We start from the raw sequence: 16639 nt of genomic DNA, 5'->3' as shown, positions 1-16639 counted from the left end.
TCACTTGAAGAGCTCGTCGTAGATGCCGATCCAGGTGTCGATATTGTCGCCAACGAACGACGGAGACAACGACACGGCGGGCGGGTTGTGCGCGGGATCGCGGAAGGCCGGGTTGCCGGGAATATACCCTGCCTTGGCCAGGACCTCCTGACCTTCGTCCGAGACGATGAAGTCGATCAGCAGCTTACCCGCGTTCGGATTGGGTGCGTCCTTCATCAGGAAGACCGGATCCGCCGTGGTGGTTACCTTGGGTTCAAGCGGGATCCACTGCACCGGGGCACCCTTGCCCTTCGAGATCTCGGAATGATGCGAGAAGGTGCAGAGCGCCAGCGGATACTCTCCGGCGACGACCTGGTCCAGCACGACCCGCTGGTTGGCGGGCACGTTCACGATCTGCTGCTCGCTGAGCTTTCTGAGGTAGGCCATGCCCTCGTCCTCGCCCATGAGCTCGAGAACCGTGGCGATGAACCCCGGAGGGCCGCCCTGCGTCATCGAGGTCGCCCAGGCAATCGCGCCCTTCCACTTGGGATCGAGCACGTCGTCGTAGGTTTTCGGCGCCTCTTCCGCCGACACCATGTCGGTGTTGTAGGCGGGGACGAGGAAGCTGACGACCTGCGCGGTCCAGAACCCGTCCGGATCCTTCATGTCATCGGGATAGGCGGACGCGGCGGGCGGCACGTAGGCGGCAAGCTGACCCTGGGCGAGCAGTTTCGCCGCGGTGCTGCCGCCATGGTGGACGTCGGCCTGCAGCCGGCTGGCCGAAAGTTCGTCGTTGATCTTGAGGAACAGTTCGGACGCCTTGCCGGCGACCAGTTCCACCGTCACACCCGGATACTTGGCCTCGAACGCGGCCTTCAGCGGACGCGCTGCCTGATCCTGGATGAGCGAACAGTACCAGTTGACCGTTCCCTCCTTGCGTGCGGCTTCAAGAATGGCGTCGTCGGCAAGCGCCATGCGCCCTCCGAACGTGGCGACACCGGCAGCGGCGGCCGTGGTCCCCAGAAATCTCCGTCTGTTCAGCATGCCAATCTCCTTCTCCCTGTGGCATTTCTTCTGCGCAGCTTTGCGATGCGCTATTCGCCCCGGTATTGTGGCGGGCGTTTCTCGGCAAAGGCGCGGCGGCCTTCGATCCTGTCCTTGCTGTCGCGCAGCACGCCTGAAGTCATGCGCTCCAGGTCGATGCCGTCGCGCAGGGGCATCGACAGCCCCTGATAGGCGAGCGATTTGACCGCGCGAACGCTCAGCGGCGCATTCCCGGCGATGCGCTCGGCGACGGAGAGGGCCGTTTCCATCAGCGCCTCCGCCGGCACGACTTTCCAGATCAGCCCGATGCGCAGCGCCTCTTCCGCGTCGATACGGTCGCCGATCAGCAGCATGGGCAGGGCGTTCGTCAGCCCGGCGATCCGGGGCAGCCGCTGCGTGCCGCCGCCGCCGGGAATGGACCCGACCCGCACCTCGGACAGCCCAAAGGTCGCGTGGTCGGCGGCGATGCGGATGTCGCAGGCCAGGGCAAGCTCCAGCCCGCCCGCCGTGGCGATGCCGTTGATGGCACAGATGACCGGCTGCGGGATCGACAGGGTGTTCGTGATGGTTTCGGTGCTCTGCTTCTGTTCGGTCGCGCCAAAGGCGAGCGAGGCGAAACTTTCTGCAGGCGGCATCGTCTTCTTGAGGTCGGACCCGGTGCAGAATGCCTTCTCTCCGGTCCCCGTCAGGATCACGACGCGGACTTCCGGGTCCGCGCCGAGACGGGCCATGATACCGCGCAGTTCGACACGTGTTTCCGGATCGATGGAATTCAGCGCCTCAGGCCGGTTGAGTGTCACGATCGCGACATGCCCGCGATGTTCTAGTCCGATTGGCAAATTGTCTTCCTCCCTCGGTTCGCGGACGAACCACCTGGGTCTCATCGTGTGAGCGGGGGGCCAAACCGTCAAACGACATTAAGTTGCGGATGATTTGAGTTTTAGGTAATCGGCCTCTCCGGCCCCCTCGCCCGGGCGCAGAAAATCAAGACATTATGCCCGCGCTGCGCCGACCCGCCCGCGCCCTCGGTTGAGAAATCGGCACGTCACGCCAGGCTGGAAAAGAACCTGAGCAGCGTCCCGGCGGTCTGTTCCGGGGCCATGGCCTGCATGACATGCCCGGTTTCAATCTCCTCGTACCGCGCACCGGCGATCTGCGCGGCAAGGGATCTCACGTACTCCGGCGGCCGGGTTCCGTCCCGGCGCCCGGCCACGAACAGCACGGGACAGGCAAGCTGCGGGAGATCCGCGGCGACGTCCATTCCGGCGACCATACGGTACAGTGCGGCAAAACTTTCGGGATCGTTGCCCAGCTTCCGGCACCGCACCGCCGCGGCGCGCGCGGGTACGTCCCTCAGGTCAGGCGGCCAGACGACATCCCATCTCGGATCCGTCGCCGCCCGCACGCCGAGATCCACCAGCCGCCGTGCCGCGTCCAGCGTGCCCTCCCGTTTCGCGGGGTCGACGCCGAGCGCGGGCGACAGGCAGGCCAGCCCTGCCACCCGCCCCTCTGCGCGCAGCGCCAACCTGATCCCGGTCGCCGCGCCAATCGCTGTTCCGGCGACCAGAACCGGCCCGGTCCAGCCGACATGGGCCAGCAGTGCCTCTGCATCCGCCGCCAGATCGTCAATCGACACGTCGCCGGCGATTTTTTCGGACAGGCCGGCGCCACGGGTGTCGTAGGTCAGGATGTCGAAGTGGTCGGCGAGTATCGCAGCGGCCTCGTCCCAGTTCTCCATCGTCCCGCCCATCTCGTGGATCAGGACAAGCCGGGGCCGTCCGGACTCGCGCAGGGCATAGCGCAGCGCGACCCCGTTCACGTCGGCATAGTCGATGCGGATCACGTCTGGTACTCCGTCGCGCGCATGGAGGGGCGGGCCGAGACGGTTTCAAACCACGCCGCCAGCCCTGGTCGTCCGTCCCGCCACCCGAGGTGGCCAAGCCTGAGATCGGCGTAGGACAGCATCGCGGCGGTGGCGATCTGCGCGATGTCGAAGGGTCTGTCTTGCCAGTCGCCCGCCTGTTCTTCCAGCGCATCGCACCCGCGCCCAAGACGGATGGTGTAGGCCTGGGCGTATTCGTTCAGCCCGTCTCCGCTCCGGCTGCGTTCGCTGTAGAGCTTCATCTCCGTATCCATCATCGCCTGTGCAAGGGCATGGCGGATCAGCATGTCGTGGCGGCCCCTGTCGCTGTCCATGTATGACGCGCCAGATTCCCCCGCGACCGAACACAGCCAGTCGCAGATCACCAGACTGTCGTAGATCGGACGTCCCTCCGCGATCAGGGTCGGGATCTGGTTCAGCGGATGCGGGTTCAGAGGCTGCGGTTCCGTCTTGCGGAACGAAACGACAATTGGCTCCAGCTCGATCCGCCCGGCGAGACCCAGCTCCTCTGCCAGTATGAGTACCTTGCGCACGTAGGGAGAGCGCCGGGAACCGATCAGACGCCATAGCTCTGTATTCGAAGTAACTTGAGATTTTGTCATTCCTGAAATAGCCTTTCTGTCTGTAGGGAGGAGTCTACCGAATGACGCGATTGATTTTTTGTATCTGGGGTCGCCGCTGATGGTATGGCGTCTTCCCCCGCTGAACGCCCTGCGGGCCTTTGAAGTCGCGGCCCGGCATTCCAGTTTCACGCGCGCGGCAGACGAACTCTTCGTGACCCCCGGTGCGGTGTCGCGGCAGGTGCGCGGGCTCGAGGACTATCTCGGTCGCCCTCTCTTCGACCGCAATTATCGCGAGGTCGTGGCGACCGACGCAAGCCGCGAACTCGCCGCGGAGCTGTTCGAGGCCTTCGCCCGGATGGACCGCGCCACGCGGGCCTTCGTGAAACCGGACGACAGCACGCGACTGAAGATATACGCGCCGACCACCTTCGCGATGCGATGGTTCCTGCCGCGCCTGTCGCGCTATCACGCGGCCTTCCCGATGCAGGAGATCAGCGTGGAAAGCCTGATCCGTCCGCCCCAGGACCTGCAGGAGGCGCGGATCGACGTGGCGTTCCGGCTTGCCGGGACGACGCCCAACACGATTGCCGTGCCGCTGATCGACATCAACCTGATCCCGGTGTGTTCGCCCGGCTACCTCGCGCAGCGCGACATCCGCAATCCCGAGGATCTCAACCGCTGCTCCCTCCTCAGGTCGCGGGCACGCCCGAACGACTGGACGGTGTGGTGCCGCGGCTATGGTCTGCCCCGGTTTGACGAGGAACGCACGGATCTGGTCGAAACCTCCACGCTGGCCTATCAGGCCGCCCGATCCGGTGCCGGCGTCGCCATGGCGATCCGCGCGCTTGTCGAAGACGACCTGATCGCCGGAACCCTTGTCGCGCCGTTCCCGGAACCGGTTCGGGACGGCTCCACCTTCCATGTCGTCTATGCCACGCCCTCCCAGACCGACGAAGCGGTGCAGGGCCTCGTCGCCTGGGCACAGGAGGAGGCGTCGCGCTGCAATGACGGTCACCGCGGTCTCTAGAGCGCGACTTCGATCAGACGCGGACCCTTGACCTCCACAAAGTCGCGGAACGCGTCGATGAATGCCTCCACGGTGTCGACCCGGCGCCCCTCGACGCCCATGCCGCGGGCGAGGCTGGGCCAGTCCAGCGGGGGATTCCCGAGGTCGAGCATGCCAAGCGCGGTCGGCCCGGGATTGGGCAGTCCGACATTGGCCAGTTCATCCTTCAGGATCTTGTAGGTCCGGTTCGACCAGACGATGGTCAGCACGTCGAGATCCTCGCGCGCCTGGGTCCAGAGGGCCTGAAGCGTGTACATCCCGCTGCCGTCCGCCTGAAGGTTGATGACCTTGCGCCCCGGACAGGCGACCGCCGCACCGGTGGCCATGGGAATGCCCGCACCGATCGCACCCCCGGTCAGGTGGATCCAGTCATGCGGCGCGGCGGCGCGCGTGGCGGCGAACATCGATCGGCCGACGGTGATCGATTCATCGGCCACGACCGCATTCTCGGGCAGCAGCGCACCGACGACGGCGGCCACGGTATCCGGGGTCAGCTTGCCTTCGGGCAGCGCCGGCGGATCGTGCGGTTCCAGCGGCGCATCGGCGGCGGTTGCCCCGACGCGTCCGGCCAGCGCCTTCAGGGCACCAAGCGCGTCGTCGTGGATGTCCGCCAACTGCAGGATCGCACACTCCGGCGAGGTGGTGCGGCTTGGCCTGTCGGGATGGCCGAAGAAGGCAACCGGGTCCGTCTCTCCGACCAGGATGAGGTTTCGGATGTCCTTCAGCGCCTTGGTCTGGGGCCCGGCAGGGTTGGGCAGCCGTTCCGTCCTCGCGGTTCCGGCGCCGCGTTCCAGCCGGGGATTGCGTCCGATGGTGGCGATCCGCGCGCCGGTCTTGGCGGCGATGGCCGCGGCGAGGATCAGCGCCTCTTTCCGCACCGCGAGGTTGCCGGCCAGGATCATCGCATTCCCGGCCTCCAGCGCCGCGACGGCCGCGTCGATCCGGTCCTCCGGCACGGGCGCGGGAGGTTCGGGCGCGACGGGCGGGGCCTTCACGCCGCCGTCGGTCCAGGCGGCATCGGCATGCACGATGACGGTGGCGATCTGCCCCATGCCCGACCGCGCCGCCGCTACGGCCCGCGCCCCCGCCGCGCCAAGCTCTGCGGCGGTCGCGACGGTTTCGACATGGGCCGAAACTCCGCCGGCGACGGACTGGATGTCGGAGGTCAGCGGCGCGTCGAACTCCATGTGATAGGTCGCGTGCTCTCCGACGACGTTGATGACGGGCGCGTGCGCGCGGCGGGCGTTGTGCAGGTTCGCCCATCCATTGGCGAGACCGGGGCCGAGGTGCAGCAGGACCGCCGCCGGCTTGCCGGTCATCCGGGCGTAGGCGTCCGCCGCCCCGGTTGCGCCGCCTTCGAACAGGCACAGCACGCAGCGCATGCCCGGAACACGGTCCAGCGCGGCCACGAGATGCAGTTCCGACGTCCCCGGATTGGCGAAGCAGACCTCGACCCCGCTCTCGACAAGTGTGGCCACAAGACTTTCTGCGCCGTTCATGGAAATCCTCCCTCGATTTCCGCCCATGACGACCTAGCAACCGCCCAAGGTCAAACGACAATTTCACACGACCCGGTTGCGGAAAACTCGGTTGACCCATGGCGGAACCTGCGGCGTCTTGGTCCCCGAGACCAGAGGGAGGACTTGCCCATGGATGCCATTGTCGCATTGCATGCCCAGATCGAAATATCGAACCAGATCAAACGTTTCTACATGGCCCTGGACGAAAGGGACGCCGATGCCCTCGCCGCCGTGATCGCACCGGACGGCTGCTGGCGGCGCGCGGGTGTCGACCACATCGGCCCCGACGCGATGCGCGCCCTGATCGCCGAACGCGCGCCGGATCGTCACTCCAGACATGTGCTGTCCAACATCGTCGTGGATGTGCTTGACGAACGCACGGCGACGGTGCGGCTCTACAACACGGCCTTCGTGCACACCGGCGCGACCGGAGAGCGCGGTGCCGCGCCGATGGACCTGCCAAGCAGCATCGGGATACTCGAAGGGAAATTCGTTCACACCGGCGGCGCCTGGCTGCTGAAGGACCTCCGTTCCAAGCCCGCCTTCAAGCGGGGGATCACGGTATGAAGGTCGCCAGCTACAGGGTCGGCGGCCGGCTGACCTGGGGTGTCGTGACCGGCGACAGCGTCAGCGACCTTGGCGCGGACGGCCCCGTGACCCTGGACGACGCCCTGAAGACAGGCGCGCCGGTCAGAGACCGGGAGGACGCGCCCCGGCATGCCCTGAGCGACATCGAATTCGCGGTGCCTGTTGCCGACCCGGAAAAGATCCTCTGCGTCGGGCGCAACTACAAGGACCACGTTGCCGAGGGCAAGAACAAGGAGCTTCCCGGGCACCCCGGTTTCTTTGCCCGCAACCGCCTGTCGCTCACCCCTCACGACGGCCCGATCCTGCGGCCCGGCGTGTCGGACAACCTCGATTACGAAGGCGAGCTTGGTATCGTGATCGGCCGATCTGCGCGCAACCTGACCCGCGAGACCGCGCTCGACTGCGTCTTCGGCTACACCTGTTTCAACGACGGCACGCTGCGCGACTTTCAGGACAAATACTCCGCACTGGTCGGGAAGAACTTTCCCTCGACCGGGGGGCTTGGCCCCTGGGTGGTGACGGCGGACGAAATTGGCGATCCCTCGGGTCTGACGCTTGAAACACGGCTCAACGGCGAGGTGATGCAGAGCTCTTCGACCGACCGGATGATCTTCGACGTGCAGACGATCCTCTGCTTCGTCTCGGTCTTCACCGAACTCCGGCCCGGCGACATCGTCGTCACCGGAACGCCGGAAGGCGTCGGCAAGGCGCGGACCCCGCCGGTCTGGATGAAACCGGGCGATACGGTCGAGGTGGAGATCGAGAAGATCGGCACGCTGAGGAATGTCATCCGCCAGGAATGACACCCCCGGCGGGGCAGACAGGGGCCGCAGGTTCTCCCGCCTGCGGCCCCTTTGCGTTGCATGTCAGTAGGCGGCGTGACTGACGAACCGCAGGTTCTGGAAGGCTTCGATCGCCTCGGCCCCGCCTTCGGTGCCGTAGCCGGAATCCTTGATCCCGCCAAACGGCGTCTCGGGCACGCCCAGCCCGTGGTGATTGATCGACAGCATGCCGGATTCCACCTCGGAGGATAGCCTCCGCACCGTCGCGGGAGAGGTCGTGTAGGCATAGGCGGCCAGACCGTAGTCCAGCCGGTTCGCCTCCGCCAGCGCCTCGTCCGGGTCGGAGAAGGGGCGCATCAGGGCAACCGGGCCAAAGGGTTCCTCGTTCATCGCCATCGCGTCGGTCGGCACATCGGCCAGAACGGTCGGTTCGAAGAAGTTGCCCTCGTTCCCGATACGCCCGCCCCCGGCAAGAAGCCGCGCGCCCCGGTCCTGCGCATCGGCGATCAGCCGTTCCATCGCGTCGATGCGGCGGGGATTGGCCAGCGGACCCATGGTTGTCCCCTGCTCCATCCCGTTGCCGACGCGCACGGCCCGGGCCTTTTCGACGAACTTCCCGACGAATTCCTCATAGATACCGTCCTGAATCAGAAACCGGGTCGGAGAGATGCAGACCTGGCCGGCATTGCGGTACTTGGCCCCGCTCAGCCGTTCGACAGCCTGATCCAGGTCCGCGTCGCCGAAGACGATGGCGGGCGCGTGGCCACCCAGCTCGAAGGTGCCCCGCTTCATGTGCTGACCCGCCAGCGCGGCAAGCTGTTTGCCGACGGGGGTAGAGCCGGTGAAGGTCACCTTGCGGATCCTGGGATGCGGGACCAGCGCGCCCGAAATCTCTGCCGGGTTGCCGAACAGCAGCCCGACCGTACCCTCGGGCGCGCCCGCGTCGTGAAAACACTGCACCAGCGCGGCGACCGAGGCGGGGGTTTCCTCCGCCCCCTTCAGGACGATGGTGCACCCGGCCGCCAGCCCCGCGGCGATCTTGCGCGTCGACTGGGCCACCGGGAAATTCCACGGCGTGAACCCGGCGACCGGACCGACAGGATCGCGCCGGACAGTCTGCGTCACACCGGCCGAGCGCGAGGGGATGTCGCGGCCATAACTCCGCCGCGCCTCTTCCCCGAACCACTCAATCAGGGCCGCCGCGTTCCCCAGCTCCAGCCGGGCTTCGGCCAGCGGTTTGCCCTGTTCCTGCGTGAGAAGCGGCGCGATGTCCTCGATCCTCTCGGAAAGCAGCCGGGACGCCTTCTTGAGCATCTGCCCGCGTTCGTATCCCGACACTGACGACCAGCTGCGAAAGGCCCGGTCCGCGGCATCCACGGCGCGTTCGATGTCGTCGGGCGTGGCGACGGCGACCTGCGTGAACACCGTGCCGGTGGCCGGGTTCATCACGTCGATCCAGTCGTTTCCGCCGCCGGCGGTCCAGCCGCCGTCGATGAACAGTTTCACATTCTGCATGTCGTCTCCTATCGGGTGCGCACCAGCGCGGCGTCCGGCGCCACGATGCTGCCCCTGTCGTTGAGATCCTCGATCTCGTCCCTGCCCATCCCCCCGAGGGTCTGAAGCACATCGGTCGTGTCCGCGCCGAACTCCGGCACCGGGTCCGGCGTCAGCGGTGAGCCGAAGTCGAAGGGCGTTCCTTTCCAGACCTCGCCGCGCGGACCCGCGATCATCGCGCTCGACCACGCCTGGCGGGCCAGAACCTCCTCGCCGCGCAGGGACAGCGCGGCGGCGATCCCGGCGGCCTGCAATCCGCCCTCTGCCGCCGCTCCGTCCCGACGCGCGCACCAGCGGGCAAGACCTTGGGCGTCCCGCGCACCGGTCGCCCGGACCAGCGTTTCGACCTGCGGCTCCGGCAAACTGACGGCGATCCAGCGGCCATCGGCACAGGCAAAGCAGTCCTGCACAGCGAAGGCCGGATCCGCATTTCCGCGCACGGGATTGTCATCGGGCGCGGCAAAGGCATCGCCGATCATGAAGGAGGTCAGCTCCCGCTGCGCCAGATCGAGGTGAACGCCCTCTCCGCAATCCCTGACCGAGGTCAGCGCGTTCACGATCATGCCCGCCGCGAACATCGCGACGACCTGGTCGGGGTAGTTCAGATCGACCCCGCTGACCATCGGACTGTCGTCGTACCCCAGATGCCAGGCCATGCCGGCAACGCATTCCAAGGTCGATCCGTAGGACACCTGCCCCGCCCCCGGCCCGTCCTCGCCCTGGCTGGAGATCGAGGCGAGAACCATCGCGGGATTTGCCTGCTTCAGCACATCGAACCCGATGCCAAGCTTGTCCAGGACGCCGCGGCGGAAATTCTCGACCACGACATCGGCGTGGCGGACGAGGTCAAGGAAACACCGGCGCCCGTCCGGGTCCTTGAGGTTGATGGCGACGGATTTCTTGCCCCGGTTGGTCGCGCCGAAATGCGGCGAGGTCTTGTCGCGGTCCTCGGGCCGAAGCGACACCCAGATCCGGAACGGATCGCGGTAGGTCGGGGATTCGATCTTGATGACCTCCGCACCCATGTCGCAGAGCAGGGCCGAGGTCGCGGCCCCTGCGGTGATGATCCCGAGGTCGAGAACCGTTTTGCCCGCCAGCGGTTTCATCGCAGCACCTGCCCCGGACCGATCCCCTTGCCGTTCCATTTCACCGGCAGCCGCGGCATCACCCCGCCGGGTGTCGCGACAAAAGCCCCGCGGGCCCGGCTGTGTGCGTCATCAATCACCTCCCGCGGGCTGAGCACGGCGCCAAGCGGAATGCGGTTGCGTCCGGCGTAGCCCATGATCTCTGCCCGCGTCATGGTGAGAAAATGCTCCTCGATCATCGCGGTGACCTCGGCCGCGCGCTGGCGCCGGATGGCGCGGACATTCAGGTCGGGGTCGTCCAGCCTCGGATTGCCGACAAGCGCTTTCAGGGCGGTCCAGTCCTCCTGCCGGTAAACCAGCCCCATCCATCCGTCGGCGCATCGCACCGTCTGCCATTCCGACCCGGCACCAAGCCGGGAAGGGGCACGGCCGTTCTCCCTGGCGACAACAAGGCTTTTCCAGTTCAGCCAGATCGCGGTGTCCAGAAGGGAAACATGCGCGCGGCTGCTCTGACCGCCATGCAGGCAGGCCGAGGCCGCGGTGAATGCGGCCAGCCCGGCGGCCCGTGCCAGCTGATGCCCGGGAAGGCGCAGCGGGGCGCGATCGGGATCGCCGACGATGTCCAGCAGCCCGCCCGTTGCCATGACCGTGAATTCCGACACCGGAATATCGCCCGCCCCTTCCGGCAGCATCGAAACGGAGACCCGGGCGCGTTCCTGTCCCGGCGCGGTCCCCGCCCCGGTGAGGGCCAGGTCGATCCGGCCCTCCGGGTGCTTCGACAGGGTCTTGCCCTGGGTCAGGAAGGGCTGGCCGGACGACGACGGGCCGGTCAGCACCTCCGCCCCGAGATCGCTCAGCATCCGCCCGCAGAAGGCGATGGCTTCGCGGACGGCCGGGTCGTCCCCGGCTGACTGCACTTCCAGGATCCGCCGGCCGGCCAGGGGCTTCGGGTCAGACATACCGGAAATTCCGTTCAAAAATCATCGGGCCGACTGGCGCCTCCTTGCCGCGTCAGGACCTGCGTCGCCGGGCGTCGCATCGCGGCGACCCGCCCGGAAACCGGCCTGTTTCTTTTGCGATCAAGCTTTTGAGGTCCGCTCAAGTCAAACGACGAAAAATCGACCGGACGTTGACGGAAGGTTCACACCGGCGCGGGGAGCCGCTTGTAATCCCGTGTCAGCGCCCGGACCCGGTCCTCATGCGTCCGCGCCTCGCCGTGGATCCACCCCGCGAAATCCTGAACCTTCGTCGCGGTCTCGGTCCGGTCGCGGATCAGGTTGAAGCTTTCCGTATCCGCCACGATGGTGCGGAACGGCGTGACCAGCCGCCCCTCGGCAATGTCGTCGATGACGAAGTTGATCTGCGCCATGGCCACGCCCAGACCTTCGATGGCCGCCTGATAGCACAGCGCCGAAGACCCGTGCGTGTTGCCATCCCGCCCGTTGACCCCGTCCACGCCGACCGCCCGAAGCCAGTGCGGCCAGTGCTGCTTTCTGAGCATCGAATGCAGGAGGGTGTGGTTCGCAAGGTCTTCCGGGGTTTCCAGCGGCGGTCCGCCCTCTAGCAGCCTTGGACTGCAGACGGGAACCAGATCGTTGCCAAGCAGGCGCTCCACGGCAAGGTCGGTGCGGCTGCCGTCGCCAAGCTGCACGTAGACATCGACCTCTCCCCTGTCGCTCATCCGCGGCGGCGGCATCGCCCCGCTCAGCCGCAGCCTGAGATGCGGGTGACGGTCATGAAAGCTCGTCATCCTGGGGACCATCCAGCGCAGCGTGAAGGTCATGGAGGCGGAGAGCTTGATTTCGTTATCCGACTCCGCCTCCGTCAGCCGCGTGGTCGCGGTTTCGATGCGGTCGAAGACATCGGACAGCATCGTTGCGTAATCCCGGCATTTCTCCGTCGCCTCAAGCGCGCCGCTCCTGCGCTCGAAAAGCTGCATGTCGAAGGTTTCCTCCAGCAGCTTGATCTGCCGGCTCACCGCCCCCGGCGTCACGTTCAGCTCCGCGGCGGCGAGTGAGAAGCTGCCGTGGCGACCGGCGGCTTCCAACGCGCGCAGGGCATTCAGGGGAGGAAGACGTCGCATTGGCCGGATCCTTGCTTGTCGCCGCTACGGATGGCGGATCCTATCCCGGTTTCGCGCCGGCACGCCACCGGCATGCTGTGAGTTTTTCTCCTCCGGCGGCCGAAAATTGATCTGTTGAAGCAGCCTGGACCCGCCCCTAGTGTCGCCCCGAACTGCGAGGAGGAGCATCATGAACCGTCAAGCTCTCGGCTATGTCGTCGGGGCCTACGAGCACCCGTTGCGCGCGGCCCCCGATACCTCCGTCGCGCAGCTTCATGCGGAGGTTGCCCTTGGCGCGCTGGCCGACGCGGGCCTGACGAAGGACGATGTGGACGGGTTCTTCTGCGGTCCCGACGCGCCGGGCACCGGACCGCTGTCGCTGGCCGACTACATGAACCTGAACCTGCGGCATGTGGATACGACGAACACCTCGGGCTCGTCCTATCTGATCCATGTGGCCCATGCCTGTCAGGCGATTGCCGCGGGGAAGTGCAACGTCGCGCTCATCACCCTTGCCGGCCGTCCCCGGCAGGAAGGCAAGTCCAAGGGCGCGCTGAAACGGGCGGACAACCCGAACCAGCCGGATTTCGAATGGGAACATCCCTTCGGCATCCAGATCCTCGGCGTCTATGCCATGGTTGCACAGCGCCACCGGCACCTGTTCGGCACGACGGCCGAACAGATGGCCTGGGTCAAGGTCGCGGCATCCCACCACGCGCAGCACAACCCGAACGCCATGCTGCGCGACGTCGTGACGGTGGAGGATGTGGTGAATTCCCCCCTCGTCGCCGATCCGCTGCACCGGCTGGACTGCTGTGTCGTGACCGATGGCGGCGGCGCGCTGGTCGTCGCGCGGGAAGAGATCGCGCGCAGCCTCAGACGCCCGCTCGTCAAGGTCATCGGCTGCGGCGAGGCACCGGTCGGCCAGAACGGCGGCTATATGGAGATCACCAATTCCGGGGCGCAGAAGTCCGGCGCCACGGCCTACGAACAGGCCCGGGTCACGGCTGCGGACATCCGTTATGCGTCCATTTACGACAGCTTCACCATTACCGAGATGATCCAGATCGAGGATCTCGGCTTCTGCGAAAAGGGAAAGATCGGCCGGTTCGTCGACGATGGCGCGCTGATCTCGGGTCAGGGCCGGCTGGCGGTGAACACCGACGGCGGCGGGCTGTGCAACAACCATCCGGTCAACCGCGGCGGCATGACCAAGGCTCTGGAGGCCGTCCGCCAGATCCGGGGTGAGGCCCATCCCGCCGTTCAGGTGCCCGACTGCGACCTTGCCATCGCCAATGCGATCGGCGGTCAGCTTGGCGTCCGGCACGCCTCTTCGACCATCATTCTGGAGCGCGGATAACATGGACGGCTACATCAATCCCGACCCGACCCCCGGACCCGAAACCCAGGCCTTCTGGGACGCGGCCAGAGAGGGGCGGTTCCTCGTCAAGACATGCACCGCCTGTGATCGCGCCCACTGGTATCCGCGCAACATCTGCCCCTTCTGCAGCTCATCCGACACGGTGTGGAAGGACGCTTCCGGTCGCGGAACGATCTACAGCTTCTCGCCGCTACGGCGGATGCCGAAGCCCTACATCATCGCCTATGTCACCCTGGAAGAAGGGCCGACAATGATGACGAACATCGTGGACGCGGACCCCGCGGACCTGTCCATCGGGATGCCCGTTCAGCTGAAATTCTCAAGAACGGAGTCGGATTTCCGCGTGCCGACATTCACCCTGTCCGCCGGGCCTGCGACCGCGTGACCGTATTCAGGTGTCGGCAACCGGATGACGCGCGCGGTCCGGGACGGCCGCGCGCCTGCGCCGCCGCCCCGTTCTTCGATACGGTGCAGGATATGCGTCAGCGGGCCGGGAGGGCGGCGTAGACCGCGCTCTCGAACCCCATGTACCCCGGGAAAGAGACACCATCCGCGAAGGGCAGGATCTGTGTCGCCCAGTAGCCGCCGATCCCGTTCTTCCGGTCGATCCAGTAGTAGCTGTTCGCCAGCCCGGCCCAGCCTATGGCACCGGCGGGACGTCCGGTCGGGGCCTCCTCGGAATTGACCATGAAGGTGTAGGACCAGTCCTTTTCCAGACCCGGGAAGAACTCTGCATCGTTCGACAGCGACGGGATGACGCCCGGCAGCATCGTGACCTTCTGCGGCGGGACAAGCGCGCCCTTCACGGCCCATTCAACCGTCTCGGGCCTCAGCACCCGGCCATTCGGCCCGTCTCCGTCGTTCAGCCACATGCGGATGAACTTCATGTATTCCGGCACGGTCGCGTAAAGCCCGTGGCCCCCCATGTGGACCTCCGGATCGTCGGGCAGCGCGAAATCGTCCATCGGGGTCAGCCCGCCATCCTCGCCCCGCGCGTGTATCGTCGCGGTCCGCGCCTTCATGTCGGGCGTCCGGGTGAAGCCGATGTCCCGCATGCCAAGCTGATCGAAGATCCGCTCCTGCATGACCTCGCCCAGCCTTTTGCCGCGGATGCCTTCGACGACCTGTCCGACCCAGTCGATATTCGTGCCGTATTCCCACTTCGTGCCCGGATCGAACAACAGCGGGGTCTCGATACAGGCGCGGCTCCCCGTGACGACAGAGGGCTGGCCCTGCTCTTCGGCGAGACGCTTGTAAAACTCGTTGAAGAAATCATAACCGAAACCGGCGGTGTGCAGCATCAACTGGCGGGTCGTGACATCGCTTTCGGGGGCACGCAGCCGGGGGGTGCCGTCGGCGTCGAAACCGTCGATCACCTGAAGCGCGCCGATCGCCGGGGCATAGTCCTTCGCCGGGGCGTCGAGGTCCAGCAGACCCTCCTCGACACATTGCAGAGCGGTCGTGCCCGCGATGGCCTTGGTGGTCGAGAAGATGGCGAAGACCGTGTCCTCCGTCATCGCGTCTCCGTCCAGCCGCCGCTCACCGGCCGCGCCGGAATAGATGTCGCCAGCGCGGTCCGTCGCCATCGCGACGACACCGGGCACACGCGACGGTCCGGTGACCAGCCCCTCCAGAACGGCGTCGCAGCGGGTTTTCAGATCGTTTGTTTTGATGTCCTTCATTGGTTCCTCCCTTGAAGACGTGCAGGGAAGACTGCCGGACAACGGACGGGCGCGCTGTCCGTGACCGGCATGGACTGTCCGGTTTCGGAAGCCGAGTCAGTGCGGGCGGGCGCGCCCCGCCGTCCGCGCGCGTGTCTGCGACGGCGTTTCGCCGAACCTGTCGCGATACCGGCCAGCCAGTGCGCCGAAGTTCGCGAAACCCCAGTCAGAGGCAATCGCGGTGACCGTCACATCGCCCGGCAGCGTTTCAAGGTCCCGGCGGAAGCCCTCGATCCGTCGCGCCGCGAGATAGGCCCGCGGCGAAATCCCCCGGAACCTCTGAAACCCGCCCGACAGGGTCCGCGCGGAAACGCCGACACGCAGCGCGACATCACCGATGGCCGGCGCCTCCCGCGCTTCGGCCTCCATGATCTCCTCCGCCGCACGCACATAGGCCGGGGCGGCACAGCGCGCGCCCGTTTCAAGGTTCAGCCCGGCAGCGGCCGCCCACTGGCGCAGCAGTTCGACGCAGAGCATCTCCTCGATATGTCGCGCCAGCGCCGCGTCCGAGGAGATACCGCCGTCCCGCGCCAGGGCCCGCGTCGCGTAGTCGAGCAGCGCGGGCCAGGCAGAGTTGGGTCCGCCGATCTTGACCCGGCTGGTCCAGAGCCGGTCGTCGGGGACGAAACCGAACCACCGCTCTGCCGTATCCGCCATCACCTGATGCGGGATCGTCAGGTTCAGCTGCATGTGGTCCGGATCTCCCTCAAGCCAGTATTCGGCACGGGAACAGTCGACGACAAAGCTTTCGCCGGCCCCGGTGTTGATCGAACCGCCGTCGGTCTGGTGATCCAGGGCCCCGCGCAGCGTGTTCAGGACAAGAATGTTTCCGGCGTCCGGATCGAACCGGTCAAGGTGAATGCCGGTCCCATAGGCGAACCGGGTCATCGTCACCCGTCCCGCCCTGGCGGAAATCATCGTCGCGTCGGGCCGGGACAGGCGATCGAGGGGCCGCACACGATACCGCATGTAGACCGTCCGGCAGAACTCTTCGACCTCGTCCCAGTCGGCCGAACGGGTCTTCTGCCGGTGCCGGATCGGCGCCCCCGACGCATCAAGAACAAGCGCATGTTCCAGCAAAACCCCGCTCCTCCTCCTCGTGGTCTGCAAGACACTGTACCACAGTTTCCACGAGCGGCGAGCAGGCGGTGGCTTCGGAAAGCAGCCGCTCGGGCAGCGATGCCCGCGCGAGCCGGGGCAAGGGAAACCGGGCACAGTCACCGGGGGGTTTGCGCTTTCCGTCGCGGCGGCGCATCGTCGGACGGTGTGCCGGGGCAATGACCGGGAGGACGGAGCCCCGGCGCGCGAAGGACGGGAGGAGCCGCCATGAAGACCTGGGAGATCTACGCGATCCGCCATGCCACGAACGACACCCGCACGCGGGGTGTGAACTTCATCGCGGACAGGGACCC

16 protein-coding genes are annotated in these 16639 nt (G+C 66.5%); 5 read left to right on the top strand and 11 right to left on the bottom strand.

The annotated features are described in order from the left end of the window. The 4 genes from IEV87_RS20720 to IEV87_RS20705 form a co-directional block, all read right to left on the bottom strand. Entirely contained in the window at nt 1-1023 is a 1023-nt protein-coding gene (locus IEV87_RS20720) for an ABC transporter substrate-binding protein (RefSeq protein WP_188479638.1), read from the bottom strand. Between the two features lie 50 nt (nt 1024-1073). Continuing rightward, nucleotides 1074-1862, bottom strand: a complete 789-nt coding sequence (locus IEV87_RS20715; RefSeq protein ID WP_229737748.1) for an enoyl-CoA hydratase/isomerase family protein — start codon at nt 1860-1862, stop codon at nt 1074-1076. Between the two features lie 206 nt (nt 1863-2068). Beyond that, the gene (locus IEV87_RS20710) at nt 2069-2866 is read right to left on the bottom strand and encodes an alpha/beta fold hydrolase (RefSeq protein WP_188479636.1); all 798 of its coding nucleotides are present in this window, start codon (nt 2864-2866) and stop codon (nt 2069-2071) included. Next, nucleotides 2863-3507: a glutathione S-transferase family protein gene (locus IEV87_RS20705; protein WP_269902659.1), complete on the bottom strand. Its 645-nt coding sequence runs from the start codon at nt 3505-3507 to the stop codon at nt 2863-2865. Before IEV87_RS20705 ends, IEV87_RS20710 begins: the two co-directional genes overlap by 4 nt. A gap of 79 nt (nt 3508-3586) precedes the next feature. Between IEV87_RS20705 and IEV87_RS20700 the strand changes: the two genes are divergently transcribed. Further along, nucleotides 3587-4495: a LysR substrate-binding domain-containing protein gene (locus IEV87_RS20700; protein WP_188479634.1), complete on the top strand. Its 909-nt coding sequence runs from the start codon at nt 3587-3589 to the stop codon at nt 4493-4495. Here IEV87_RS20700 and IEV87_RS20695 read toward each other — a convergent pair. Next, nucleotides 4492-6033: an acetolactate synthase large subunit gene (locus tag IEV87_RS20695; protein WP_188479633.1), complete on the bottom strand. Its 1542-nt coding sequence runs from the start codon at nt 6031-6033 to the stop codon at nt 4492-4494. The two genes, IEV87_RS20700 and IEV87_RS20695, sit on opposite strands and share 4 nt — an antisense overlap. A 150-nt stretch (nt 6034-6183) precedes the next feature. Here IEV87_RS20695 and IEV87_RS20690 point away from each other — a divergent pair, with 150 nt between their 5' ends. Further along, nucleotides 6184-6621, top strand: a complete 438-nt coding sequence (locus tag IEV87_RS20690) for a nuclear transport factor 2 family protein (protein WP_188479632.1) — start codon at nt 6184-6186, stop codon at nt 6619-6621. Then, entirely contained in the window at nt 6618-7445 is an 828-nt protein-coding gene (locus IEV87_RS20685; RefSeq protein WP_188479631.1) for a fumarylacetoacetate hydrolase family protein, read from the top strand. The genes IEV87_RS20690 and IEV87_RS20685 overlap by 4 nt, the downstream gene beginning before the upstream one ends. A 63-nt stretch (nt 7446-7508) precedes the next feature. Here IEV87_RS20685 and IEV87_RS20680 read toward each other — a convergent pair whose 3' ends face one another. The 4 genes from IEV87_RS20680 to gcvA form a co-directional block, all read right to left on the bottom strand. Further along, nucleotides 7509-8939, bottom strand: coding sequence for an NAD-dependent succinate-semialdehyde dehydrogenase (locus tag IEV87_RS20680; RefSeq protein ID WP_188479630.1), 1431 nt, complete (start codon nt 8937-8939; stop codon nt 7509-7511). Nucleotides 8940-8947: 8 nt separating this feature from the next. Next, nucleotides 8948-10084 (bottom strand): CaiB/BaiF CoA transferase family protein, encoded by a 1137-nt coding sequence (locus IEV87_RS20675; protein ID WP_188479629.1) that lies wholly within the window; start codon nt 10082-10084, stop codon nt 8948-8950. After that, the gene (locus tag IEV87_RS20670; RefSeq protein WP_188479628.1) at nt 10081-11022 is read right to left on the bottom strand and encodes a CoA transferase; all 942 of its coding nucleotides are present in this window, start codon (nt 11020-11022) and stop codon (nt 10081-10083) included. Before IEV87_RS20670 ends, IEV87_RS20675 begins: the two co-directional genes overlap by 4 nt. A gap of 182 nt (nt 11023-11204) precedes the next feature. After that, nucleotides 11205-12146 carry a transcriptional regulator GcvA gene (gene gcvA, locus IEV87_RS20665; RefSeq protein ID WP_188479627.1) on the bottom strand — a complete coding sequence of 314 codons (942 nt, stop codon included), beginning with the start codon at nt 12144-12146 and terminating at the stop codon, nt 11205-11207. A 169-nt stretch (nt 12147-12315) separates the two neighbouring features. Here gcvA and IEV87_RS20660 point away from each other — a divergent pair, with 169 nt between their 5' ends. Next, nucleotides 12316-13485, top strand: coding sequence for a thiolase domain-containing protein (locus IEV87_RS20660; protein WP_188479626.1), 1170 nt, complete (start codon nt 12316-12318; stop codon nt 13483-13485). Between the two features lies 1 nt (nt 13486). Continuing rightward, on the top strand, nt 13487-13891 hold the full coding sequence (locus IEV87_RS20655) for a Zn-ribbon domain-containing OB-fold protein (RefSeq protein WP_188479625.1): 405 nt from the start codon (nt 13487-13489) through the stop codon (nt 13889-13891). A 97-nt stretch (nt 13892-13988) separates the two neighbouring features. On the opposite strand, the gene IEV87_RS20650 is transcribed toward IEV87_RS20655, so the two are convergent. After that, on the bottom strand, nt 13989-15188 hold the full coding sequence (locus IEV87_RS20650; protein ID WP_188479624.1) for a serine hydrolase domain-containing protein: 1200 nt from the start codon (nt 15186-15188) through the stop codon (nt 13989-13991). A 96-nt stretch (nt 15189-15284) separates the two neighbouring features. Continuing rightward, nucleotides 15285-16307, bottom strand: coding sequence for an AraC family transcriptional regulator (locus tag IEV87_RS20645; protein ID WP_188479623.1), 1023 nt, complete (start codon nt 16305-16307; stop codon nt 15285-15287). Between the last annotated feature and the right edge of the window lie 332 nt (nt 16308-16639).

This window comes from Primorskyibacter flagellatus, assembly GCF_014638275.1.
Classification (GTDB): Bacteria; Pseudomonadota; Alphaproteobacteria; order Rhodobacterales; family Rhodobacteraceae; genus Pseudooceanicola; species Pseudooceanicola flagellatus_A.
This window is presented reverse-complemented; position numbering and strand designations above follow the sequence as displayed.